This is a genomic window from Amycolatopsis sp. cmx-4-61, assembly GCF_046548775.1.
GTDB lineage: Bacteria > Actinomycetota > Actinomycetes > Mycobacteriales > Pseudonocardiaceae > Amycolatopsis.
Genome location: NZ_JAEBEI010000017.1, coordinates 178,449 through 199,837, shown reverse-complemented (window position 1 = coordinate 199,837; position 21,389 = coordinate 178,449). Strand labels below are relative to the sequence as shown.

Sequence of the window (21,389 nt, the reverse complement as noted above, 5' to 3'; positions counted from 1 at the left end):
CGGCGGTCGGCCGGGCCACCCCGCCGGTCAGCGGGCGCCCAGCGCCTCGGTCAGGTGCGTGTCGAACTCCCGGGCGGCGTCGGCGACCGGCCGCCGTCCGGTCGCGATGTCGGCGAAGAACGTGTTGATGGACTTGTCACTCTCGATGGTCGCCCAGCCGGGCGCGGCCGGGGTGGCGACGCTGGTCTTCGCCGCGGTCGCGAAGGCGGCGTTGAGCGGCGGCAGCGTGGGCGTGATCCGGTCGATCAGCTCGGTCGAGATCGGCGTCCAGCCGTCGATACCGGCGATGGCGTCGCGCTGCACGGCGGGGTCGGCCGCCGCCTTGAGGTAGGCCAGCGCGAGGTCGGGGTGGCGGCTCTTGGCGGCGACGGCGAGGTCCGAGCCGCCGAGGAACACCGGCTGGGTCTTCCCGGGCGTGGCGCTCGGGAAGGGGAACGTGCCCAGCCGGTCCTTCAGCTCCGGCTTGTTCTTGAGCACGGTGTTGACGCTCGTGTCGAGGATGGCCGCGGCGCCGCCGGAGGAGAAGATCGCGGCCTGGTCCGGGGCCTTCGTGTCGACGTTGCGGGAGGCGGGGGAGGAGTAGGCGTTCTGGAAGTCCTTCCACGCCTGCAGGCCCTTCAGCGCCTCGGGGCTTTCCAGGGCACCGGTCCACTTCCCGTCCTTCTGCGTGGCGATCTGCCCGCCGGCGTCCCAGACGAACTGCAGCGCGCCGAACCAGTACCGGCCGGGGAAGTGGAAGGCCGAGTAGTCCGGCGCCGGGTGCTTCGCCTTGATCTTGTCGAGGGCGGCGGTGAGCTCGGCGAAGGTCTTCGGCGGGGCGGTGACGCCGGCGTCGGCCCAGACCTGCTTGTCGTAGATCACCGCACGGTTGCCGGCGAACAGCGGCGCGGCGTAGAGCCTTCCGTCCACAGTGGCCGGTCCGGCGAGCCCGGGCAGCCAGGTCTGGCCCGCGGCGAGCTCGTCGCGGTGCGGGGTGAGGTCGGTCAGCGCGCCGTTGGCGGCGAACAGCGGGACGTCGGTGTTGCCGATCTCGATGACGTCGGGCGTGTTGTCCTGGGCCAGTGCGGTGCTGATCTTCGTGTTGATGTTGTCCCATTCCTGGACCTGCACGGTGACCTTGGCGCCGGTGGCCTTCTCGAACGCCGCGTCGATCGCGGCCGTGGCCTTGTCGCTGAGATCGCCGTTCATCAGCCAGACGGTGAGCGTGCCACCACCGGCGGCGGGCGCGGGGGTGCCGGTGCCGCAGGCGGTAGCGGTGACGGTGACGGTGACGGTGGCGAGCGCCAGTGCGGCGGCGAGGGTGCGTCTGCGCATGGAGGACTCCCGGGGGATCAGCAGTGGCCGAGGTCGCGCCACTGGGCGGTGAGGCCGGGTTCCGAGCCCTGGGTCCACCAGTTCGCCTGCCACAGGTGGGCGTTGTGCTTCACCCGCTGACCCTCGAGGTACACCGTGCCCCAGTCCCATTCGGCCGCCGTCGAGCAGTTGGCGGGCTGGGTCGGCGTGGTGGGGGTCGTCGGCGTGGTGGGCTGGGTGGTGGGGGTCGTCGGCGGCGGGGTGGTCGGGGTCGTGCAGCCGGTGACGGTGTCCACATGGGACGTTCCGGCGGAGCGGTACTGTCCGGCCTGCGCGACGGCGTCGCCCGGCGAGACGACCTGGTTGCCCGCGTAGTACGTCCAGTCGACCTGTTCGGTGTAGACGCTGTTCCCGCTCGTGTGCCCGGCGGTGTCGATGAACCACATGTTGTAGTTGATCGACATCGGTGTGCGCGGGTAGACGGGGTCGCCCTGGGCGTCGGTGGTGTGGTCGGCGGTCAGCACGCCGTCGATGTAGTACTTCACGTGCCCGCCGGAGACCTGGGTGACGATGTCGTGCCAGCCGGCGAAGCTGCGGTTCTGCGCGGTCGACGTGCGCAGCCCGTCCCACGTCGGGTTGTTCCAGTAGGTGTACCAGCTGGTCTGGTAGTCCGCCTGCGGCCCGCCCCAGCCGCCGTTGGGCAGGTACTCGGAGAAGTCGAGTTCGCTGTAGAGCGGGTCGCGGTCGTACCGCAGCGGGGAAATCGTGAAGTACGTTTCGTTGACGTGGTCGCCGTCCGGTCCGCTGTCGGGTGCGTCGGTGAAGCGGACGCGGCTGGCGTACGTGCCGTCCAGGAACCGCAACTGGTTCTGGTACAGCTCGGCGTGCGTGGTTCCGGCGGCGCTGCCGTCGGTGGTGGCGGTGAGCTGGGCGACGCGGTCGCCGCCCACGGCCGGGAAACTGATGTTGCTGCTGAGCCAGCGCGCCCCGGGCACGCCGGGACTGCCGACGTCGTTGCGCGTGGTCCACCCGGCCTGGGTGAAGGCGCCGTCGGTCGGCGAGGCGTAGTGGAAGTCGTCGAAGAGCACACCGCAGCCGGCCGCCGCGGCCGCGGGGCTGGCGGCGGCTCCGCCGGAAAGGATCACGGCCGTCGCGGCCGCGGTCGCGAGGCTCGTCAGGGCTGCTGTGGTGGTCCGGGTGCTGCGGGACATGGGTCTCCTCCTGGGGATGGCCGTACCGCGGGGAGCGCCGATTGGTCTAGACGAATCAGGTGGCCAGTACCTTCCTCTTGACCATTGGTAAAGTCAAGAAGGCGGCAGAACTTACCTTTGGTAATTTCGATGGTCAGGCGAGCCAGCCGCGGAACGCGGCCGGGTCGACGTTGCCGCCGCAGACGATGGTCACCACGTGCCGGCCGGCGAAGCGGTCGGGGGCCTCCAGAACCGCCGCGATGCCCAGCGCCGCCGAAGGTTCGGCCACCAGTCCGGCGTGCTCGAAGAGCAGCCGTACCCCGGCGACGATCGACGCCTCCGAGACGAGGACGGCGTCGTCCGCGACGAGCAGGAGGTCGGCCAGGACCTCCGGGATCGGCCGCCGCCCGGCGACGCCGTCGGCGATCGTGTGCGTCGGGCCGGTGGTGATGACGCGGCGCGCGTGCCAGGAGCGGGTCATCGCCGGGGCGCCCGCGGGCTGGACGCAGAGCACCTCGGTGCCGGGGGCCAGTGCCCGCAGGACGTGCCCCACCCCGGTGGCCATGGCGCCGCCGCCGAGGGCGATCAAAACCGCGTCGAACGCCGTCCCGGCGTCGGCCAGTTCCAGGCCGATGGTCGCCGCGCCCTCGCAGGTTTCGAGGTCCAGGCTGTCTTCGACGAGCCGGATGCCGTCACGGCGGGCGATGGCCACCGCGCGTTCGCGCGCGAGTTCGTGGTCGCCGTCCACCAGCTCCAGCCGGGCCCCGAGCGCGCGGATGCGCTCGAGCTTGGCGGGCGTCGCGTGCCGGGAGGCGACGACGGTGACGTCGAGCCCCCGGCGGCGCCCGGACCACGCGAGGGCTTGCCCGAGGTTGCCCGCGCTGGCGCACACCACCGCACCCGCGAGCCCGTCGGCGACCACTTCGGTGCCGCGGCCCTTGAAGCTGCGCACCGGGTTCGCGGTCTCGAGCTTGATGCTCACCGCACACCCGAGAACCGGCTCCAGTGCTTCGCAGCGGTACAGGGGAGTGTCGAGGAAGACCGGGTCGATGACCTGCCGGGCGGCCCGGATCCGGGCGAGGTCGAGACGCGTCTCCGGCACGGGGGAAGCCTAGTTGTGTGTCCAGGAACGTTGTTCCTGGACACCACTAGAACGCGTACCGGACCCGCAGGTACGGGGCGTGGACGGCGATCAGGTCGAGGAGCTCGTCGAGGAGCGCCCGCTTCTGGCCGGCGCGGTAGCGGACGTTCACGCCGCCGCCCTCGCTGCGCTTGGTCTCCTGCAGGTCGGGCCGCCACAGGACCTGCTCGGCCTTGGGGTGCCAGCCGAGGTTGACCTCGTGCAGGCCCTGGTTGTGCGTCAGCATGATCACCTCCGCGGCCAGCTGGGCCTTGGTGGCGGCGTTCGTGGCGTCGCCGAGGTCCTGCAGCAGCCGGGTCCAGTCGGCGAGCCACCCGTCGTAGACGACGACCGGGCTGAAGTTGACGTGCACCTCGTACCCCGCCGCCACGAAGTCGTCCAGCGCGCGCAGCCGCTCGGCGATCGGGCTGGTGCGCAGGTCCAGCAGCTTGGCGGGTCGCTCGGGCATCAGCGAGAACCGGACCCGGGTGCGGCCGCGCGGGGCCAGGTCCAGCAGCCCGCGGTGGACGTACTTGGTGGCGAAGGACGCCTTCGCCGTCGGCTGCCCGGCGAACAGGCCGATCAGGTCGGCCACGTTGTCGCTGACCAGTGCGTCGACCGAGCAGTCGGAGTTCTCGCCGATGTCGTAGACCCACGCGGCGGGGTCGCACTGGTTCGGCTCGGGCTTGGGGCCCTGCCGGGCGATGTGCCGCGCCAGGTACCCGGTGATCTGCTCGATGTTGGCGAAGACGGTGATGGGGTTGGAGTACCCCTTGCGGCGCGGGACGTAGCAGTAGGCGCACGCCATCGCGCAGCCGTTGGCCGTCGAGGGGGCGATGAAGTCGGCGGAGCGCCCGTTGGGCCGGGCCGTCAGCGACTTCTTGACCCCCAGGACCAGGGCTTCGCGCTTGATGCGCACCCAGCGGCGGACGTTGGTCTCGTCGCCGTGGAGCTCGGGGATGCGCCAGTGGCTGTCCACTTCGACGACCGTGGCGCCGGGGAAGCGGGCCAGCACCTGGCGGCCGCGGGGGAGCTCGGCGGCGGCGGGTTCGACGTAGATGCGCGACGGCGCCAGCAGCTTCTCCCGCTCGAGGGTCACGTCGGTCACGGAAGTTCACCTGCGCAGTCTCGGGAACTCCCAGTCTACTCGCCGGTACGGACGTTTCCGGCGAGGTGGCGGAGCTGGTCGCGGGCGAGCCCGTCGACCCGGCTCAGGACGCGAAGGCCTGCGCGCCGGTGCTGCGGCGATACGGTTCCAGCGCGTCGCGTTGCGCGTCGGCCCGGGCGATCAGGGCCGGGAAGTCGATGTCGGGGAAGCGTTCCTGCAATCCCGCGATCTCGCCGAGGGTGTGCCAGAGGGTCTTCTTGCCGTCGATGCCCATGACGAGCACCTCGAGCTCGAAGAACCGGCTCAGCGGCGAGAACCCGGTCAGCTTGCCGTTGAGCTTCAGCCGGCCGAGCCGCTCGGCGACGACGGCCGCGGCGACCTTCGCCGGGTTCGGCCGGACGTCCAGCCGCCGCATGATGTCCTCGAACGTCCGGACGTCCTCGGCGATCGCGTCGGCGACCTCGGCGAGCGTCCGGCCGAGGTCGGTGTCGCGGTTGTGGTCGCGGGCGCGGCGGGCCAGCTCGCGCCAGGTGACGCCGAGGGCCAGCTGGTCCCGCAGGTAGATGGCCAGGTAGCCGCTCATCGGGCGCCCTGCCAGCGGAAGAACCCGGCGCCTTGGGCGTAGGCGAGGTGGCCGCCGAGCGCGCCGCCCGCGCTGGTCATGGCCAGGCCGAGTGCGCCGAGGACCCGGCCGCGGGCCACCCGGCCGCGCGTGCGGGCGGCGTAGGAGGCGCCGAAGAGGGCGGTGGCCACGGCGTTGCCGGCGGCGTGGGCGAGCCCGACCCGCCGTTGCCGTTCGTCGAGGTCGGCGTAGTCGAACAGCCCGAGCAGGACGGCCACCGGCGCGGTCAGCAGCCCGGTGGCGACGAGCCGGCGGGCCGCTTCTTCCTGGCCGGGCAGCAGGTCGAACAGTGCCGAGCACAGCCAGGCCCCGATCGGCACGGTGACGACGAGCGGGTGCAGCGGATGCCCGAGCCACCGGCCGCGCAGCAGCCGCCCGGGCACGCTGCCGGCGGCACCCCGCAGCTGCCGGGCGAGCGCGGCGGCGGGAGCATCGAGCGCACGGACATCTTCGACGGCGGTCAGAGCACGGTGCGGCGGGGCGGGGGTTTCGTGGGCTGTCGGCATGCTGTCCCGGCTACCCCGGCGGCCGCGGTCCAACCGTGCCCGCCCGGATGGGGTCGCTGTCGCCGGCGCCGCTGCGGTAGTCGTGGTCGGCAGCCCCGGAGGACCCGGGCGTCGGAGCACAGATTGCTCGCCCCCGGCCGGGCCGGGCGCGATCCCATGGCCGGCGGTCGCGAGCCACGATCACCGAGGGCGCCGCCCTGCCCGCCGAGCACCGGTCCGGGACGGACCGCTCGCCGCCGCTGTCTTGGCGCGGCGGCGAGCCCTGCCGCCTTGGCGGGCTGAGCGCTCCTCACGCCGCTCACCGCGTGCGGTCCGACCACTGCGGATCGGCGCTCGCGCCCGACTTCCGGTCGTGGTGGATACCTCGGCCGCGCGCTACCGTGAGCGTCTTGGGCAACGCTCTGCGTGACAGTCCGGGCGTGGGGGTGGGGATGGGTGCGACGCGGTCCGCGTTCGCCGTGCGCGGGTTCCGGTTGCTCTGGCTGGCCGGCCTGCTCTCCGTCGCCGGGGACCAGCTCGCGCGGGTCGCCTTGTCGATACTCGTCTTCCAGCGCACCGGTTCCGCCGCGCTGAGCGCCGCCACCTACGCCCTCTCCATGCTGCCCGCGCTCGTCTCGGGCGCCCTGCTGTCCTGGCTCGCCGACCGGTACCCGCGGCGGCGGGTGATGGTCGTCTGCGACGGCGTCCGGGCGGGGCTGGTCGCCGTGATGGCCGTGCCCGCCGTGCCCCTGCCGCTGCTGGCCGGGCTGCTCGTGCTCGTCCAGCTGGCCGAAGCGCCGTTCTCGGCCGCCCAGGGCGCCGTCCTCCCCGACCTGCTCGGCGCCCGGTACGAGGCCGGGCAAGCGGTCCAGCAGGTCACCACCCAGCTGTGCCTGGTGCTCGGGTTCGCCGCGGCCGCGTTCGTCGTCACCGGCGTCGGGGCGCACGCCGCACTGGCCGTCGACGCCGCCACCTTCGGCGCCTCCGCCCTGCTCATCCGCGCCGGCCTCGGCCGCCATCCGCCACCCGAGGGCACCGAACGCGAGCCGGGGTGGTGGCGGCGGATCGCCGCCGGTGCCGTCGCCGTCGGCCGGGACCGGACCCTGGGCACGCTGCTGTGGCTGGGCTGGCTGGCGTCGTTCACCGTCGTCCCCGAAGGGCTCGCGGTCCCCTTCGCCCGGCAGGCCGGGGTGGGCGGCGAATGGATCGGGGTGCTCCTGGCCGCCGAACCGGCGGGAGCCGTCGTCGGCGCGCTGCTCCTGCGGCGCGTCGCCCGGACCGTGCGGGTGCGCGCGCTCGGCGTGCTGGCGGTCGGGACGTCGGTCCCGCTCGTGGCGTTCTGGGGCCGGCCGTCCCTGGGCGCCGCGCTGGCGTTGCTGTTCGTGTCCGGGCTGGCGTCGGCCTACCAGGTCACGGCGGGGGCGACGTTCGTCCAGCTGTCCCCGCCGCCGGTGCGCGGCCGGACCCTCGGCTTCGCGCGGACCGGCATGATCGCCGGGCAGGGGCTCGGGATCGTGGCCGGCGGCGTGCTGGCCCAGCTGGTCGGGCCGGCGGCGGCGATCGCCTGGGCGGGGACCGCGGGAGCGCTGGTCGCGCTCGCCGCGGCCGCGGCCTGGGCGCGCCGCCGTCCGGACGCCGTTTCGGCCGCGCTGCCGGCCGAGGCCTGAAGTCACCAGCCCTTGTCGCTCATCGCGGGCTCCTTCCGGTGGCAGGGGCGGGGAACGGGGCGGTTTCACCAGCCTTTGTCGGTCATCGGCTCGCCTTTCCGTGCGGTTCGTCCGGTACCGGATACCCGGGAATGGTCCCAGCCGCCCGGTCGGGTCGCGCTGCCGGGAATCGCCTGACATCCGGCCGCCACGCGACTACCCTGGGCGATCGGGGAGTCACCGGCGCGGGGGAGGCGCTGCGATGGGGGAAGACGCGGGTACCGGCGGCGGCCGGGCGCCGTGGCAGCTGTGGTCGTTGCCGGGCCGGGTGCGGGTCCTCGTGGTGGGCGTGAGCCTGGCCGCCGTCGGCCTGCTGGCGCTCGCGGCCCGGACGGCGCCGACGGCGCAGGAGTGGGTGAGAGCGGGCTGGCTCGCGGCGGCGGCGTTGCCGCACCTGCACGCTTCGCACCTCATCGAACGGCGGCGGCGCGATCGCGTGGGCGCGCCGTACGTCGACCTGTGCAGCGTGTGGATCTTCGCCGGGGCGATCGTGCTGCCCCTGGTGCTCGAACTGGTGCTGGTGGCGGCGATCTACGGCCACCGCTGGGCACTGGTCAACCGGTTCGACGCGGTCCGCCCGCCGCACCGCACCGTGTTCACCGCCGCCACGCTCGCGCTGGCCGCGGCCGCCGCGGCCGCCGTGCTGCACGCGACGGGCGTCCACGAACACCTCGCCGGCGGCGCGCGGCCCGGCTGGACCGACCTCGCCGCCGTGGTCGCCGCGGCCGCGGTGCAGTGGGTGGTCAACACGGGGCTGGTCGGCACGGCCATCGCCTGGACGGTCCCGGTCGAGCACCCGCGGCGGCTGCTCGGCAGCGCCTCGGACAACCTGCTCGAGGTCAGCCAGCTGGCGCTCGGCGTGTTCGCCGCGATGGCCCTGCTCTGGTGGCCGCCCGCCGCGCTGCTGATGATCATCCCGACGTTCGCGCTGCACCAGTGCGTCCAGCTCGACCAGCTGAAGCTCGCCGCCCGCACCGACCAGCGCACCGGGCTGCTCAACGCGATCGCCTGGCACGAGCAGGCCGAGCACGCGCTGGAGCGCACCCGCGGCCGGATCGGGGTGCTGATGATCGACCTCGACTGGTTCAAGCGCGTCAACGACACCCACGGCCACCCGGTCGGCGACGACGTCCTCGCCGAGGTGGCCACCGTGCTCACCCGGGCGGTCCGCCGCGGCGACACGGTCGGCCGGTACGGCGGCGAGGAGTTCGCCGTCCTGCTGCCCGACGTCGAGGAGGCCGAGGTCCGCGCGATCGCCGAACGCATCCGCCTCCGCATCCGCGCCCTGCGCATCACGGCGCCGACGGGCGAGCCGGTGCCGCTGTCGGCGACGATCGGCGCGGCCCTGCCGCCGTCGGAACCGGGTGCGGGTCTGGACGAGATGATCCGCGCGGCGGACGAGGCGCTGTATGCGGGGAAGAAGGCGGGCCGCGATCGGGTGGCGGTGGCCGGGTGGTGACGACGCCGGACCGCGGCTGGGCCGGGCCTGAGGTCCGGATCGCCGACCCGGGATCGCCGAGCCGGGGTGGCCGAAGGCTGGGGGCGCTTCTGCCGGGGCTGCCCGGCTGGCGTGATCGAGCGTCGTGAGTCGACTCCGGCCGGGGTGGCCTGGGCCGGGGGTGGCCGACTCTGGCCGAGGGGCGGCCGAGCCGGGGTGACCGAATGCCGCGGGTCAGTTCTGGCCGGGGTCGGCCGGGCCGCGGTGGTTCTGCAGCGCCAGCCCTCGGTCGCGGTCGAACTCCACCGGGACCTCGGTGCCGATCAGGGGGCACAGCCGCAGGGCCTCGCGCGTCACCGCGTCGTACAGTTCGTCGGTCGCGGCGCCGGGCAGGTAGATGTCCACCGCCGCGCGCAGCGCGTAGCCGCCGTCCTGGTGGCACAGCGTGGCTTCGGCCGTCACCACGCTTTCGGCCGGCTCCACGTCCAGCGACGTCGCCGCGATCGTCAGCGACTGGTGCAGGCAGGTCGCCAGCGCGGCGGCGTAGAGCCGCTCCGGGTTGAGCGGGTCCGCTGTGCCGTCGCCGGAGGGCTCGCCGACCGCGTAGGCGAGGTCGCCGCGGCCGTCCACCCGGACGCTGCCGCGGCTCGACGTCGCTTCCGCCGAATAGATGTCCATCGCGTCCTCCGCAGGGGTCGTTCCGGCGCGATTACCCGGCGAAGGCCGCTCCACACGTTTCGCGCACTTCCAGCGAATGCGGTGCGACGATCGACCGCGGCGGTCCCGGCTCCGCCGCCTGCCGCGCCAGCCGGTCGAGGGCGAGCTCGGCGATGCGGTCCTTGTCCGGCGACACCGTCGTGAGCGCCGGCACGCTGTAGCGGCCGTCTTCGATGTCGTCGAACCCGACCAGTGCCAGCGATTCCGGCACCGCGAGACCGCGGTCGGCGGCCGCCCGCAGCGCGCCCAGCGCCAGTTCGTCGGTGAAGCAGAAGACGGCGTCGGGCGGCCGGGGCAGGTCCAGCAGGCGCAGCATCGCCTGGTGGCCGTCGGCCCGGTGCAGGCGCCGCACCGGCACCTCCAGCTCGGGCTCGGCCGGCAGGCCCGCCTCCGCCAGCGCCTGCCGGTAGCCGGCCAGCCGCTGCCGTGCGGTCGCGTTCAGCGAGCGCGGCTGGATGCCCAGTGCCGCGACGCGGCGGCGGCCCGCGGCGATCAGGTGCCGGGTGGCCTCGCACGCGGCGGCGACGTTGTCGATGGCGACGTGGTCGACGCCCCCGGTGCCGTCGTGCTCGCCGAGCAGCACCAGCGGGACGGTGTCGGTACGCGCGGCCAGTTCCGCCGGGGCCACCGCCCACGGGCTGAACAGGACGCCGTCGACCAGCTGGCTGCGCCGGCCGTGCAGCAGTTCCTTCTCCCGCTCGGCGTCGCCGTCGGTCTGGTCGATCAGCACGGTCAGGCCGCGGGCGCCGGCGATCCGGACCGTCCGCGCGGCGAGCTCGGCGAAGTACGGCGAATCGATCTCCGGGATCACCAGCGCCACCAGCCCGGTCCGGCCGCGTCGCAGCGTGCGGGCGGCCAGGTTGGGCCGGTAGCCGAGGGCGTCGATGCTGGCCTGCACGCGTTCGCGGGTCGCCGGGGCCACGTACCGGAACCCGTTCACCACGTTGGACACCGTGCGCACCGAGACGCCGGCGTGCTCGGCCACGTCGCGCAGTTTCGGGTTCACCGCCGCATCGTACCTCTTGCAACGTGGCATGCCACGTTGCAAACTGGGTGCCACGCCGTCGTGCTCCCAGGAGGTTTCCCGATGACCGCGCACCAGACCACGCCCGCCCCGCTGCCCGCGGCCGAACTCGCGTCGCTGACCGAGCGCCTCGGCACCGACGGCATCATCGGCCTGCCCGGGGCGTTCTCCCGCGACTGGGTGCGGCACCTCGGCGAAGACATCGACACGGCGTTCGCCGAGGCTCGCGCCCGGCCGGACGGCGCCGTCGGCCGCGGCCCGAACCGCTTCTACGTCGAGATCCACCCGGAGCAGCTGCGCGGGTTCACCGACCTGGTCACCCACCCGTGGATCACCGCCGTCGCCGAGGCGGTGCTGGGCCCGGAGTACCGGATCGTCGAGGTCGGCTTCGACGTCCCGCTCGCCGGCGCGGTCGACCAGCCGTGGCACCGCGACTTCCCGATGCCGGAGGAAACCGCGCGCGAGCGCCGGCTGACGTCGCTGGCGGTGAACGTGACCGCGGTCGACACCGAGCCGGACATGGGCCCGTTCGAGATCGCGCCCGGCACGCACTGGGACGACGGCAGCGCCTTCGAGCACGGCATGTTCCCGCCGCGCGAGGCCTACCCGCGCTACGGGGAACTGGCCGCCCGGAAGTTCCCGCGGATGGGCGACATCTCGATCCGGTCGGCGCTGACGGTCCACCGCGGCACCGCGAACCACTCGGCGAAGGCGCGCCCGGTGCTGGTGCTGGGCCTCGACGCACCGGGTGCGGGCAACGACGAGCGCCACGACACCGCGGTGACGAAGGAGTTCTGGGCGGCGCTGCCGGAATCGGTGCGCGCGCACCTGCACTGCCCGGTCGTCGACGTCCTGACGCCCATCACCCAGAAGCACACGATCGAAGGGCTCGTGATGGGCGCCTAGGTTTGGCGGCTCCCGGGCTGGGCACCTTCAGGCCATGGTTGATGCGGGAATCACCGAAATGACGGGCCGGGCCGGCGTCGTCGCGGCGCTGCGCCGCGTGCTGCTGGCCTTCGGGGTCGGCGGTGCGCTGGCGTGCCTCGCCTGGATGGCGTTGTGGCTGGCCATGCACCTGTAGGTCTTCAGGCTCCGGCCACGAGTGCTGCGCCGTGGCCGGAGCCTGATTTCACTGGCAGGCTTCGCAGTCCGGGTCGTCGATCCGGCAGGCGGCGCCGTCGGTGAGCGGGAAGTCGAAGTCCTCCAGCTCGGGCACGGCGACGGACTCTTCTCCGGTGGTGGTGGCGGACATGGCCCTCCCTTGTGGACGAACGGGTTCTCCTGTGTGTAGCGCCCAAGATCCCCGCGCATTCCGTGACGCGCGCCACAGTCGCCGTTCACCGGCGGCCCCCGCTGGGTAGCCCGTTCCCGGACGATCACGGACCGGCGGAAGGTGGCGCTCGTGCCGCAATGGGCAGAGGCGGGGCTGTGGGGCCTGGTCGGCGGGGCGGCGCTCGTGCTGGGCGCCGCCATCGCGTGGTGGGTGCGGGTGCCGCGGCGGGTGGTCGCCGGGATCATGGCCTTCGGGGCCGGGGTCCTGATCTCCGCGCTCGCCTTCGACCTCGTCGACGAAGCGCAGCACTCCGGCGGCCTCGGGCCGACCGCGGGCGGCTTCCTCGGCGGCGCCGCCGTCTACGTCCTGATCAACGTGCTGCTCGCCCGCCGCGGGGCCCGGCACCGCAAGCGTTCCGGCGGGCAGCAACCGTCCGAACAGGACACCGCGGGCAGCGGGGCGGCCATCGCCGTCGGGGCCCTGCTCGACGGGGTGCCGGAATCCGTCGTGCTCGGCGTCTCCCTGCTCGGGGGCGGGGGCATCGGCATCACCGTGCTGGCGGCCGTGTTCATCTCGAACGTCCCGGAAGGCCTGTCCAGCGCCGCCGGGATGAAGACCGCCGGGCGCAGTGCCCGGTACGTCTTCGGCGTCTGGGCCGGGATCGCGCTCATCAGCGGGGTCGCGGCCCTCGCCGGCAACCTCCTGCTGCGGACGGCGTCGCCCGCGACCGTCGCCGCCATCACGGCGGTGGCCGCGGGGGCGATCCTCGCCATGATCGCCGACACCATGATTCCCGAGGCGTTCGAACGCACCGAGCTCTACACCGGCCTGCTCGCCACCCTCGGCTTCCTGACCGCGTTCGTCATCGGGCACGCCGGCTGAGCGCGACGGCGACGGGCACGCCGGACAGCCGGGCGAACCGGCCGCCCTGCGACGGTGGTGACTCAGCCGGTCTGTTCGCGGATCCAGTCCGCCACGACGTCCACCCGGGCGATCGTCTCGGGCCCGGGCTGCGGGCACGGCGGCCCGGTGTTGACGATGGCCACCAGCGTCCCGGTGCGGTCGTCGTCGGAGAGGAAGAACGGGCCGCCGGAATCCTCCGGGCACGGCCCGTTCTCGACCGTGCGGGTGCCGACCGGCTGGGCCTCCAGGGTCGCCTGGCCGATGCCCGACACCGTGAACCGCCCGCGCTTGAGGTGGTCGGACGGGCCGAGCACGGTCGCCGAGTGCGAACCCCAGCCGGCGAACTGGAGCTCCTTCCCGATCGGCGGCCGGGTCGTGGCCAACGCCACCGGCACGATGTCGTCGACCGGGCTCGCGAGCTTCGCCACCGCCAGGTCGTTCACCGGCGACTGCCGGACGTCGACGACCTCGCTCGTGTGCCCGCCGGGGTCGGTGTCCTTCAGCCGCCCGACGGTCACGGTCATCGTGTACGGCGGCCGCCCGCCGATCCGGGCGTCCTTCAGGTCGTGGAAGCAGTGCCCGGCGGTGACCACCCACTGCGGCGCGACCAGGGAACCGCTGCAGGCGCCGCTGCGCACCCCGCCGCCGGGGACGGGGATGTCGTCGGAAGTCAGCTTCGCGTTGAACGGCAGGACCGGGTTCGGGGCCGGCCGGGCGGACGTGGTCACGGGAGCCGGCGCCGGGGCGGCGGGGTCGGGCAGGCTGTGCCCGCCGGCGGCCGCGGCCAGGACGGGGCCCGCGAACGTCAGCCCGGCCACGGCGTGGGCGAACGCCAGGCCGGCGCCGGCCAGCACCGCGACCGCCACCGCTCGTGCCCGGAACCGTCGTCGTCGATCCGCAGAAGTCCTCACACCCTGATGCACGGGTGAGAGCCCGGAATGGTTGCGAAGACCGGGCGGCCGGGGTGTTCCCGCCGGTCAGCCGCCCGGCCCCGCCGGACGTCACGGGCGCTGCCCCACCTCGTCGACGTAGGTCTTCACCGTCACCGCGCTTTCGGGGGTGCCCAGGAACTGGTACGTGGTGGCGTCGAAGACGAGCACGACCGGCTTCGCCTGCGGGCTCGAGCCGGGGGGCACCGGCCACGTGATCCCGACGCCGGGGCGGCCGGCGCCGTCGGTGACGTGGTCGAGAGCCGTCAGGCCCGGCACCTTCGCCGCCGCCTCGAACAGCGCCGCGTAGGACGCCGGCGGGAGGACCTGCTCGTAGGCGAGACCGTAGATGTTCTTGCCCATGGAGTTGACGTTGCCCAGCTGGTCGCCGGCCTCGGCCTCGAGGTGGGCGAGCATCGCGTCGGCGGTCGTCGGCAGGTCGGTCCGGTAGACCGGCCGGGGGGTGCAGTCCTGGAGCATCCCTTCCCGGCGCGGATCGTTCGTTCCGTACATCGGCGCCTTGCCGTTGCGGCAGCCCCCTTCCTTGACGCCGGCGATCAGGCTGTCGCGGGTGCCGTCGACCGAAAACCAGACCTCGCGGACGTGGTTTTCCGGCTCCACGGTCTTCACGTACAGGAACTGGTCGGGGCGCGGCGGCTTGGCCGGCTCCTTCAGGGCGTTGTCCGCCGCCGCGGTCAGCACCTTGACCGGGTCGGCGTGCGCGACGCCGGCCCCGACGCCGGCCTGGTCGGCCGGGGCCAGCGCGACGACGGCGGTGATCGCCGCGGCGAGGCCCACCGAGGCGCCGGCGATCCAGAACCAGCGGTGCGACCGGTGCCGTCGATCCCCGCGGGCGGCGGCGAGCAGCCGCTCGCGCGCCGGGGCGAGGCGCTCCTCCGGGGCGAAGCCGACGGCTTCCGCGCGGGTGCGGATCAGGTCCAGTTCATCCATGACCCGAGGTCTCCTTCACGAGGTCGAAGGCGCCGAGCTCGGCGCGGACGCGGCCGCGAGCCCGGCTGAGCCGTGATTTGACGGTGCCGACGGGGATGCCGAGCGCTTCGGCGACTTCCTGGTACGCCAGGCCTTCCGCGGCGACGAGCAGCAGGACGTCCCGCTCGCGGGGCCGCAGGCCGGCCAGGGCCCGGTCGAGCCGCGTGCCGAGCGCCTGCGCGCTGACCTGGTCGGCGACCCGGTCGGCGTGCCCTTCTTCGGCGGGCGGCGGTCCGACGGCGAGCCGGAGCTTCAGCTCGCGCACTTCCGCCCGCCGCTGCCGCGAAACGAGGTTTGTGGCGATGCCGTAGAGCCACGGCCGCGCGTCGGGCCGGGCCGGGTCGAACTTCGCCCGCTTGTCGAAGGCGATCAGGAAGGTGTCGGCCAGGACGTCGTCCGCGGTCGCCGGGCCGAGGCGCCGGACCAGGTAGCGGTGGATGTGGCGCGAGTGGCGGTCGAAGATGATCGCGAAGAGGCTCGGCTCGTGCCGCGACCGCGCGATCACGCTCGCGTCGTCGTCGGAATCGGTGTCTTCCGGGGTCATCGCCCGCCTTTCGGTCCAGCCGGTGTCATCGGCTGTTCCCGGGCGGCGCGCAACGGGTTCCGCGATCGGCGGCGGGAGTGACGCAGCTCACTCAGGAGCAGTCGGTGGTGTCCCCGGTCGCGAGCATGCGGCGGTTCGCCTCGCCGAGGCCGTCGGCCAGCGCGTGCAGCTGATCGGGCGTGAGGACGTCGATCAGCAGTTCGCGGACGAGTCCGACGTGCCCGGGCGCGGCCCGCTCCAGCAGGGCCACGCCTTCGTCGGTGAGCACGGCGTAGACGGCACGGGGATCGCTTTCGCACGCGCGCCGGCGCACCAGGCCGGCCCGTTCCAGCTGGCCGATCTGGTACGTCAGCCCGCTTTTGGAGTTGGCGACCGCGCAGGCGAGCTCGGTCATCCGCAGTTCGCGGTCCGGGGCGCCGCTGAGCCGGGCCAGGATCACGTACTGGAGGTGGGAAATCCCGGAATCCTGCTTGAGCTGCTGGTCGAGCCGCCGGCTGAGCAGCTCGTAGGTGCCGAGGAACGCGTTCCAGGCGCGCTTTTCCTCGGCGTTCAGCCACCGCGGACGACCCATGGCACCACGGTACCTGTGGTTCAAATTCGAACTCAACGGGTTCGACGGCGCAGGTGGCGCGCCGGCCCGCCTCAGCGCCGTGAGGCCACCGACGCCAGCTGTTCGGTGATCTCGGCCAGCAGTTCGGTGGCCGCGTCGCCGAGCGCGGCCAGGTCGGCCAGGGTCGTCTCTTCGCTGGTCACGGGCACAGCTCTTCCTCCACGGCCGCGTGCCGGGCGACGACGGCGGCGGCGAAAGCGGTGTGCACGCGCAGGTACTCGTCGCGGCCGACCGCCGTGTCGGCCCATTCGTGCCAGCGGATGTGCGCTTCGGCGACGTCGACCTGCGCGGCCGCGGCCACCGTGGCGGGCGAGGTGCCGGCGAGGATGGCGTGGTGCATGAGGGACGGCGAGGAGCGCCGGGCCAGCTCGGCCAACGCCGCGAGGCGGGCGAGTTCCGCGAGCGTGTCGGACGTGACCGGACGCGGGCGCGGCCGGGGTACCGGACGCGAGTTCCCGAGGTTGTCGGTCAGGACGCTGGTCATCAAATGACTCCTGAGGCGGAAAGCAGCTGGAGCAACCCGAACGGCGGATGTTTACCCCGGCCACACTGGGGTAAACGTCGTGGCTCGTGATCTCCGTCTCACCGCATCGGGTGGGCCACCCGGACGAGTGGCCCACCCCCCGCTCAGCCGGCCCGGACCGCCCCGCAGTGCCACGGGATCCGCTCCGGTCGCACGCTCTCCAGCGTCGGGACGACCGGCGCGATCGTGCCGTCGCGGCGGAACGTCAGCTTGTCGATCGTGGTCTCGCGGTGGGTGCCGTCGCCGCCCGGGATGCCGAAGCGGTGGTAGGCGATGTACCAGTCGTCGGTGCCCGGCACCTGCAGCATCGAGCTGTGCCCGGTGCCGAGGACACCCAGGTGGGCGTCCTTGCTCAGGAGCACGCCGCGGTTGGTGAACGGCCCGGTGGGGCTCGGCGCCGTGGCGTAGCCGACGCGGTAGTCCGGGCTGCGCGTGTCGTCGATGGACCAGCTGAGGTAGTACGTGCCCTTCCGCTCCACCGTGAACAGTCCCTCGCGGAAGCCGTCGAGGCCGGTCAGGCGGGTGATCTTCGCCGGGTCGTAGGACACCATGTCGTCGTTCAGGGGGACGACGTAGGCGTTGCCGTTGCCCCAGTACAGGTACGGCTGTCCGGTGTGGTCGACGAAGACCGCCGGGTCGATGGCCTGGCCGCCGTCCGGGTTCTTCGCGATCAGCGGCCGGCCCGAATCGACGAACGGGCCGGTCGGGGAGTCGCTCACCGCCACGCCGATCTTCGCCTCGGCGCAGAAGTAGAAGTAGTACTTCCCGCCGCGCTTCGCGATCGTCGGCGCCCAGGCGTTCTTGTCGGCCCAGCCGACGTCCTTGCCGAGGTCGAGGACGACACCCTCGTCCGTCCAGTCCACGAGGTTCTTCGACGACCACGCCGAGAACTTCGTCCCGCTCCAGCCGTCGAAGCCGTCGGTGGTCGGGTACAGGTAGTACGTGTCGCCGAAGGCGACGATGTTCGGGTCGGCGTGGTAACCGGGCAGCACCGGGCTGCGGGTCTCGTGCGCCTCGACCGTCCAGACGCGACGGTCGCCGCCGGCGCCGGTCACGGTGAACTGCTTCGGCGAGCTGAGGTTGACCGCCTTCCCGTTCTCCGGCTTGATGGTCGCCCCCGGCGCCAGGCCGAAGTCCGGCGCGAGCCGGCGCAGATCGGTGCCCGGCTTCACCGGCAGCACGACCGTTCCGGCACCCGCGTCGATGACGGCCGGCGTCTTGAGCGCGTCGAGCTGCACCGAGCGGATCGCGGTGCTGTTCGACGGGAGCGTGGCGACCTCGGGCCCGGACAGGGCCCGGTTGTAGAGCCGGACGTCCTTCATCCTGCCGGTCAGGGTCCGGTCGCCCGCGTACACCGAGCGGCCGAGGTAGTTCGCGGCCGTGACGCCGCCGCCGAGGTCGGACGGCTTGATCGTGGCGTTCGCGTTCCGGCCCACCTCGACGCCGTCGAGGTACAGCACCTCGACGCCGTTGCCGACCGTGAGCGTCACGTTCTTCCACACCCCGCGCGGCAGCCCGCCGCCGGAGTCGGCTGCCTGTTCGGTGGTCCAGTTGCCGGTCGCGATGGCGCCGCGGAACCCGCCGCTCGCCGTGCCGCCGGTGGTGAAGAGGTAGCCGGTGCCGGTGCCGTCCTTGGCCGTGTTGCCCAGGCCCCACAGGAAGTACGGCGTCTGCTGGTTCGGGTCCACGAGGACGTCGGCCGACACGGTCGCCGCCGAAGCGCCGGTGAGCAGGTTGTTCGGCAGCTGGACGTGCCCGTTCTTGCCGCCGAAGGCCAGTGAGCCGCCGGCCCAGGAGACGTCACCGGCGAGGGCGCCGTCGTAGCCGTGGCCGGTCGTGTCGGCCGCGACCGTGCCCGACTTCGCGTCGAGCGGCCAGTGCGCGACCAGGCCGGTCGAGTCGGCCTTCGGTGCCGCCGGGGGCGCGCTCAGCCGGTTCATTTCGGCCTGCGTGACCGGCAGGACGGTCCCGTGCCGCGGTGACGCGGGCAGGTGCGCGCCGGTGGACATCGTCCACTTGCCGGAGTTCAGGTCGGTGGTCTCGAACGGGACGTAGCCGCGGCCGCCGAACTCGTCGATGAACAGGTACCACTTGTTCCCGGTGTTGGACTTGAAGCCGGTCGGCCCTTCGCCCGCGGACAGGCCCGGGCTGGTCGCGGTGGCCTTGCCGAGGCAGTCGGCGACGAAGCCGTAGTGCGGGTCGAGCAGGTCGGTGGCTTTTTCTTCGGTGATGAACTTGCTGCACGGCGTCGACGAGGTGTTGTTGCGCTCGTCCTTGGTGAACCGGTAGTAGGTGTCCTGGTTCTTGATGACCGTCGAGTCGATCACCGAGTAGCCCGGGTCGATCCACACCTGCGGCGCGCTGAAGGTGACGAAGTCGCGCGTGGTCGCGTACATCATCCGGTTGTAGCTGTCGCCGGTGTGGTCCGGGTCGTTCTCCGCGTAGAGCTTCGACGCCCAGTAGACGACGTACGTCCCGCGCTTGGCGTCCCAGAAGGCCTCCGGGGCCCACGTGTTGCCCGCGGTCGGCGGGGAGACCTGGACGCTGCGCTGGCGCGACCAGTGCGCCAGGTCGGTGGACTCCCAGACCATGATCGACCGGCTGCCGCTGCGCTGGGCGGCGTCCCAGCCCCGGCCCGCGTAGATCCGCAGGTCGGTGGCGAGCAGGTAGAACTTGTCGCCGTCGGGGGAGCGCAGGATGAACGGGTCGCGCACGCCGAGCTCGCCGAGGCTGGACTTGAGGACCGGCTGGCCGTTGTTCAGCTCGGTCCAGTTCAGCGGGTCGTTGCCCTTGCTGAGGGCCGAGTAGATCTGCTCGCCGTTGGAGGTGCCTTCGCCGGTGAAGTAGAAGAAGCTGTAACCGGCCAGGGGTTCCTGGACGGGCTTGGGCACGACGGTGGCGGTGAACCGCCGAGTGGTGCTCTCGCGTCCGAGGCTGACCTTCGCGGTGAGCACGACCTTCGCGGGTGCGGCGCCGGTCGCCGGCCGGGTCACCTCGCCGGTCGGGGTGATCACCGACGGAGCCGAGGACGTCCAGGCGACACTGGTGCCGTCCGGGCCGCTCGTCGGCAGCGTGAGGTTGCCGCGCACGTCGTCGATGCCCGGTACGGACAACGTGCTCGCGGCGGTGCGGAGGCCGGAACCGGTGCCGGCGGACGGCGCCGCACCGGCGCCGGCACCGCCGAGGGGGACCAGTGCGGCCGCGACGGCCAGCACGACGCCGAAACGGCGTGGGGAGAACAACTTCATCGTTGTCGGTTCCTTCGGGGCACGTCGGGGGACCGCTCATGTTAACGTTAACATGATCCGGGGTACGCTGACTGTAGGTCCGCGTCGGCCGGTGGTCAAGAGCCTTCGGGATGGCGGGCCAGCTGCTCGGCGATCGCGTCCCGCGGGTACGGCGTCTTCCGGCTCTCGGTGTGCAGGGCGAAGTAGAAGTCGTTGACGACGGCGGCCAGTGGCGCGTACCGGCGGAGCAGCGGGGCCTGGTGCGGGACTTCCCCGGCGGCGCAGGCGCGGACGAAATCGTTGCGGGTGCGGGGGTCCGGCCACGCGCGCAGACCGCGGACGTACCGGTTGAGCAGGTGGGTCAGGACGTAGGCGCGGTCGTGGTCGGCGTGCTCGGCGAGGAACTGCGCTTCGGCGTCCGAGAGGTCGAAACCCGGTGCCACGGTGAGGCCGAAATCCGTGAGGTAGAGCCGCTCGCCGTCGGTGACGATGTTGGCGAAGTGCGCGTCGAAGTGCTGGACGCCTTGGGCGGCCAGGAAACCGGTGATGTGCCGCAGCTCTTCTTCCAGGGGCAGGCCGTCGTCCGGCCACTCGGCGAGGCTGTGCGGCAGGTGCTCGAGGAACAGCACGAGGTCGGTGGTGGACCCCGCAAGCGCTTCCAGCCGCCGCCGCACCCCGGCGTCGCCGTGCCAGAACGCGATGTCGGACTCGATGTCGGACTCGATGTCGGCGCGTGGGCGCGGCAGGCCGGGCGCGACCCGCCAGTGGTGCAGCAGCGGGAAGTTCCCGCAGTCGCCGCCGAGCACCCAGGCGGTCGTCATGAGGTGCGCTTCCAGCTCGCGCCAGGCGCCGCCACCCGCGGAACCCACCCCGTAGTGCGACCACGGCGGGAGCCCGTAGAGGTCGGCCGTCGAGCGGGGGTGGGCCAGTTCGATGTCGGTGAGGGGCACCCGCTTGACGAAGACCGGCTCGCCGGCCACCCGCAGCAGCCAGGACGAGCCGCCGATGCCGGTGCCCAGGGGGCGGGCCGCGGCCAGGAGGTCGTCGCCCGCTTCGGCCAGCGCGGCGGCGATCTTCTCGTGGCGAGCGCGCCGGGACGTCATGCGCGCACCAGGGGCAGGTAGACCTCGTCGACGATCTCGACGAGCACCTCATCGTCCACTGTGGTCAGTCCCCGGGTGAGGTACTCGTTGCGCAGCAGCACAAGGGCGACGGTGGCGACGCGGGGGTGCCGTGCGCCCGGCCGGGCCTCGCCCCGGGTCACCGCCTGCTCCACGATGGCCAGCCAAGCGGCCGTGCCTCCCGCGGCGGCCTGCTCGTGGAGTTGTTCGCGGAGGTCCGGTTCGTCGCCCACTCCGGTGAGGAGGCTGCGGAGAACCCGGGCGGCCGGCGACGTCTGGCCGCAGTTGATCGCGCGCAGCAGCGTCAGCGCGTCTTCGCGGAGGTTGCCGGTGTCGGGCGGCTTCAGCGTGTCCTCGGCGAGATGGCGGTACGCGGCGACACCGAGCGCGGCGCGGTGGGGCCAGCGGCGGTAGATCGCGTTCTTGTTGGTGCCCGCGCGGTGGGCGACCCGTTCCATGGTCAGGCCGGGGTAGCCGGCCTCGGCGAGTTCGGCCGCCGCCGCGCGCAGGATCGCGTCTTCCAGTTCGGTGCCCCGGCGCCGGGTCTTCGCCATCGGGCCATTGTA

General features: G+C 73.0%; 22 protein-coding genes. 5 read left to right on the top strand and 17 right to left on the bottom strand.

Annotated elements, in window-relative coordinates; genetic code table 11:
• Positions 1-27: 27 nt before the first annotated feature.
• From ACLJOU_RS36120 to ACLJOU_RS36095, 6 genes are all read right to left on the bottom strand, one after another.
• On the bottom strand, positions 28-1,314 hold the full coding sequence (locus ACLJOU_RS36120) for an extracellular solute-binding protein (RefSeq protein ID WP_410573758.1): 1,287 nt from the start codon (positions 1,312-1,314) through the stop codon (positions 28-30).
• Positions 1,315-1,331: 17 nt separating this feature from the next.
• Entirely contained in the window at positions 1,332-2,504 is a 1,173-nt protein-coding gene (locus ACLJOU_RS36115; protein WP_410573757.1) for a carbohydrate-binding protein, read from the bottom strand.
• A 133-nt stretch (positions 2,505-2,637) separates the two neighbouring features.
• Positions 2,638-3,585, bottom strand: coding sequence for a threonine/serine dehydratase (locus tag ACLJOU_RS36110; RefSeq protein ID WP_410573756.1), 948 nt, complete (start codon positions 3,583-3,585; stop codon positions 2,638-2,640).
• A 46-nt stretch (positions 3,586-3,631) separates the two neighbouring features.
• A complete protein-coding gene (locus ACLJOU_RS36105) occupies positions 3,632-4,711 on the bottom strand; it encodes a spore photoproduct lyase family protein (protein ID WP_410573755.1) in 1,080 nt (359 codons plus the stop codon).
• A gap of 103 nt (positions 4,712-4,814) precedes the next feature.
• On the bottom strand, positions 4,815-5,294 hold the full coding sequence (locus tag ACLJOU_RS36100) for a hypothetical protein (protein ID WP_410573754.1): 480 nt from the start codon (positions 5,292-5,294) through the stop codon (positions 4,815-4,817).
• Entirely contained in the window at positions 5,291-5,839 is a 549-nt protein-coding gene (locus ACLJOU_RS36095; protein WP_410573753.1) for a DUF2231 domain-containing protein, read from the bottom strand. Before ACLJOU_RS36095 ends, ACLJOU_RS36100 begins: the two co-directional genes overlap by 4 nt.
• Before the next feature lie 431 nt (positions 5,840-6,270).
• Between ACLJOU_RS36095 and ACLJOU_RS36090 the strand changes: the two genes are divergently transcribed.
• Together ACLJOU_RS36090 and ACLJOU_RS36085 are read left to right on the top strand one after the other, a co-directional pair.
• The gene (locus ACLJOU_RS36090) at positions 6,271-7,485 is read left to right on the top strand and encodes an MFS transporter (RefSeq protein ID WP_410573785.1); all 1,215 of its coding nucleotides are present in this window, start codon (positions 6,271-6,273) and stop codon (positions 7,483-7,485) included.
• A gap of 241 nt (positions 7,486-7,726) precedes the next feature.
• The gene (locus tag ACLJOU_RS36085; protein WP_410573752.1) at positions 7,727-8,983 is read left to right on the top strand and encodes a diguanylate cyclase domain-containing protein; all 1,257 of its coding nucleotides are present in this window, start codon (positions 7,727-7,729) and stop codon (positions 8,981-8,983) included.
• Positions 8,984-9,196: 213 nt separating this feature from the next.
• Here ACLJOU_RS36085 and ACLJOU_RS36080 read toward each other — a convergent pair whose 3' ends face one another.
• On the bottom strand, positions 9,197-9,640 hold the full coding sequence (locus tag ACLJOU_RS36080; RefSeq protein ID WP_410573751.1) for an OsmC family protein: 444 nt from the start codon (positions 9,638-9,640) through the stop codon (positions 9,197-9,199).
• A 31-nt stretch (positions 9,641-9,671) separates the two neighbouring features.
• Positions 9,672-10,685, bottom strand: coding sequence for a LacI family DNA-binding transcriptional regulator (locus ACLJOU_RS36075; protein WP_410573750.1), 1,014 nt, complete (start codon positions 10,683-10,685; stop codon positions 9,672-9,674).
• 81 nt (positions 10,686-10,766) lie between these two features.
• Between ACLJOU_RS36075 and ACLJOU_RS36070 the strand changes: the two genes are divergently transcribed.
• On the top strand, positions 10,767-11,609 hold the full coding sequence (locus ACLJOU_RS36070; protein ID WP_410573749.1) for a phytanoyl-CoA dioxygenase family protein: 843 nt from the start codon (positions 10,767-10,769) through the stop codon (positions 11,607-11,609).
• A 34-nt stretch (positions 11,610-11,643) separates the two neighbouring features.
• Positions 11,644-11,784 (top strand): hypothetical protein, encoded by a 141-nt coding sequence (locus ACLJOU_RS36065; RefSeq protein ID WP_410573748.1) that lies wholly within the window; start codon positions 11,644-11,646, stop codon positions 11,782-11,784.
• Between the two features lie 48 nt (positions 11,785-11,832).
• On the opposite strand, the gene ACLJOU_RS36060 is transcribed toward ACLJOU_RS36065, so the two are convergent.
• Positions 11,833-11,955: a hypothetical protein gene (locus tag ACLJOU_RS36060; protein WP_410573747.1), complete on the bottom strand. Its 123-nt coding sequence runs from the start codon at positions 11,953-11,955 to the stop codon at positions 11,833-11,835.
• Between the two features lie 150 nt (positions 11,956-12,105).
• Here ACLJOU_RS36060 and ACLJOU_RS36055 point away from each other — a divergent pair, with 150 nt between their 5' ends.
• Positions 12,106-12,858: a ZIP family metal transporter gene (locus ACLJOU_RS36055; protein WP_410573746.1), complete on the top strand. Its 753-nt coding sequence runs from the start codon at positions 12,106-12,108 to the stop codon at positions 12,856-12,858.
• Positions 12,859-12,920: 62 nt separating this feature from the next.
• On the opposite strand, the gene ACLJOU_RS36050 is transcribed toward ACLJOU_RS36055, so the two are convergent.
• The 8 genes from ACLJOU_RS36050 to ACLJOU_RS36015 form a co-directional block, all read right to left on the bottom strand.
• Positions 12,921-13,745 (bottom strand): S1 family peptidase, encoded by an 825-nt coding sequence (locus ACLJOU_RS36050; protein WP_410573745.1) that lies wholly within the window; start codon positions 13,743-13,745, stop codon positions 12,921-12,923.
• A gap of 135 nt (positions 13,746-13,880) precedes the next feature.
• Positions 13,881-14,759, bottom strand: a complete 879-nt coding sequence (locus tag ACLJOU_RS36045) for a CU044_5270 family protein (RefSeq protein ID WP_410573744.1) — start codon at positions 14,757-14,759, stop codon at positions 13,881-13,883.
• A complete protein-coding gene (locus ACLJOU_RS36040; protein ID WP_410573743.1) occupies positions 14,752-15,342 on the bottom strand; it encodes an RNA polymerase sigma factor in 591 nt (196 codons plus the stop codon). The genes ACLJOU_RS36045 and ACLJOU_RS36040 overlap by 8 nt, the downstream gene beginning before the upstream one ends.
• A gap of 91 nt (positions 15,343-15,433) precedes the next feature.
• Complete coding sequence (locus ACLJOU_RS36035) at positions 15,434-15,913, bottom strand: MarR family winged helix-turn-helix transcriptional regulator (protein WP_410573742.1); 480 nt, start codon at positions 15,911-15,913, stop codon at positions 15,434-15,436.
• 178 nt (positions 15,914-16,091) lie between these two features.
• Entirely contained in the window at positions 16,092-16,436 is a 345-nt protein-coding gene (locus ACLJOU_RS36030; RefSeq protein WP_410573741.1) for a hypothetical protein, read from the bottom strand.
• A gap of 143 nt (positions 16,437-16,579) precedes the next feature.
• Positions 16,580-19,723, bottom strand: coding sequence for a family 43 glycosylhydrolase (locus tag ACLJOU_RS36025; RefSeq protein WP_410573740.1), 3,144 nt, complete (start codon positions 19,721-19,723; stop codon positions 16,580-16,582).
• A gap of 95 nt (positions 19,724-19,818) precedes the next feature.
• Complete coding sequence (locus ACLJOU_RS36020; protein ID WP_410573739.1) at positions 19,819-20,805, bottom strand: hypothetical protein; 987 nt, start codon at positions 20,803-20,805, stop codon at positions 19,819-19,821.
• A complete protein-coding gene (locus tag ACLJOU_RS36015; protein WP_410573738.1) occupies positions 20,802-21,377 on the bottom strand; it encodes a TetR/AcrR family transcriptional regulator C-terminal ligand-binding domain-containing protein in 576 nt (191 codons plus the stop codon). Before ACLJOU_RS36015 ends, ACLJOU_RS36020 begins: the two co-directional genes overlap by 4 nt.
• Between the last annotated feature and the right edge of the window lie 12 nt (positions 21,378-21,389).

Coding starts and splice junctions, on each gene's coding strand:
- ACLJOU_RS36060 (WP_410573747.1), bottom strand. CDS start 11,955: ATGTCCGCCACCACCACCGGAGAAGAGTCCGTCGCCGTGCCCGAGCTG.
- ACLJOU_RS36090 (WP_410573785.1), top strand. CDS start 6,271: ATGGGTGCGACGCGGTCCGCGTTCGCCGTGCGCGGGTTCCGGTTGCTC.
- ACLJOU_RS36080 (WP_410573751.1), bottom strand. CDS start 9,640: ATGGACATCTATTCGGCGGAAGCGACGTCGAGCCGCGGCAGCGTCCGG.
- ACLJOU_RS36015 (WP_410573738.1), bottom strand. CDS start 21,377: ATGGCGAAGACCCGGCGCCGGGGCACCGAACTGGAAGACGCGATCCTG.
- ACLJOU_RS36020 (WP_410573739.1), bottom strand. CDS start 20,805: ATGACGTCCCGGCGCGCTCGCCACGAGAAGATCGCCGCCGCGCTGGCC.
- ACLJOU_RS36115 (WP_410573757.1), bottom strand. CDS start 2,504: ATGTCCCGCAGCACCCGGACCACCACAGCAGCCCTGACGAGCCTCGCG.
- ACLJOU_RS36100 (WP_410573754.1), bottom strand. CDS start 5,294: ATGAGCGGCTACCTGGCCATCTACCTGCGGGACCAGCTGGCCCTCGGC.
- ACLJOU_RS36120 (WP_410573758.1), bottom strand. CDS start 1,314: ATGCGCAGACGCACCCTCGCCGCCGCACTGGCGCTCGCCACCGTCACC.
- ACLJOU_RS36030 (WP_410573741.1), bottom strand. CDS start 16,436: ATGACCAGCGTCCTGACCGACAACCTCGGGAACTCGCGTCCGGTACCC.
- ACLJOU_RS36040 (WP_410573743.1), bottom strand. CDS start 15,342: ATGACCCCGGAAGACACCGATTCCGACGACGACGCGAGCGTGATCGCG.
- ACLJOU_RS36065 (WP_410573748.1), top strand. CDS start 11,644: ATGGTTGATGCGGGAATCACCGAAATGACGGGCCGGGCCGGCGTCGTC.
- ACLJOU_RS36070 (WP_410573749.1), top strand. CDS start 10,767: ATGACCGCGCACCAGACCACGCCCGCCCCGCTGCCCGCGGCCGAACTC.
- ACLJOU_RS36095 (WP_410573753.1), bottom strand. CDS start 5,839: ATGCCGACAGCCCACGAAACCCCCGCCCCGCCGCACCGTGCTCTGACC.
- ACLJOU_RS36045 (WP_410573744.1), bottom strand. CDS start 14,759: ATGGATGAACTGGACCTGATCCGCACCCGCGCGGAAGCCGTCGGCTTC.
- ACLJOU_RS36085 (WP_410573752.1), top strand. CDS start 7,727: ATGGGGGAAGACGCGGGTACCGGCGGCGGCCGGGCGCCGTGGCAGCTG.
- ACLJOU_RS36035 (WP_410573742.1), bottom strand. CDS start 15,913: ATGGGTCGTCCGCGGTGGCTGAACGCCGAGGAAAAGCGCGCCTGGAAC.
- ACLJOU_RS36025 (WP_410573740.1), bottom strand. CDS start 19,723: ATGAAGTTGTTCTCCCCACGCCGTTTCGGCGTCGTGCTGGCCGTCGCG.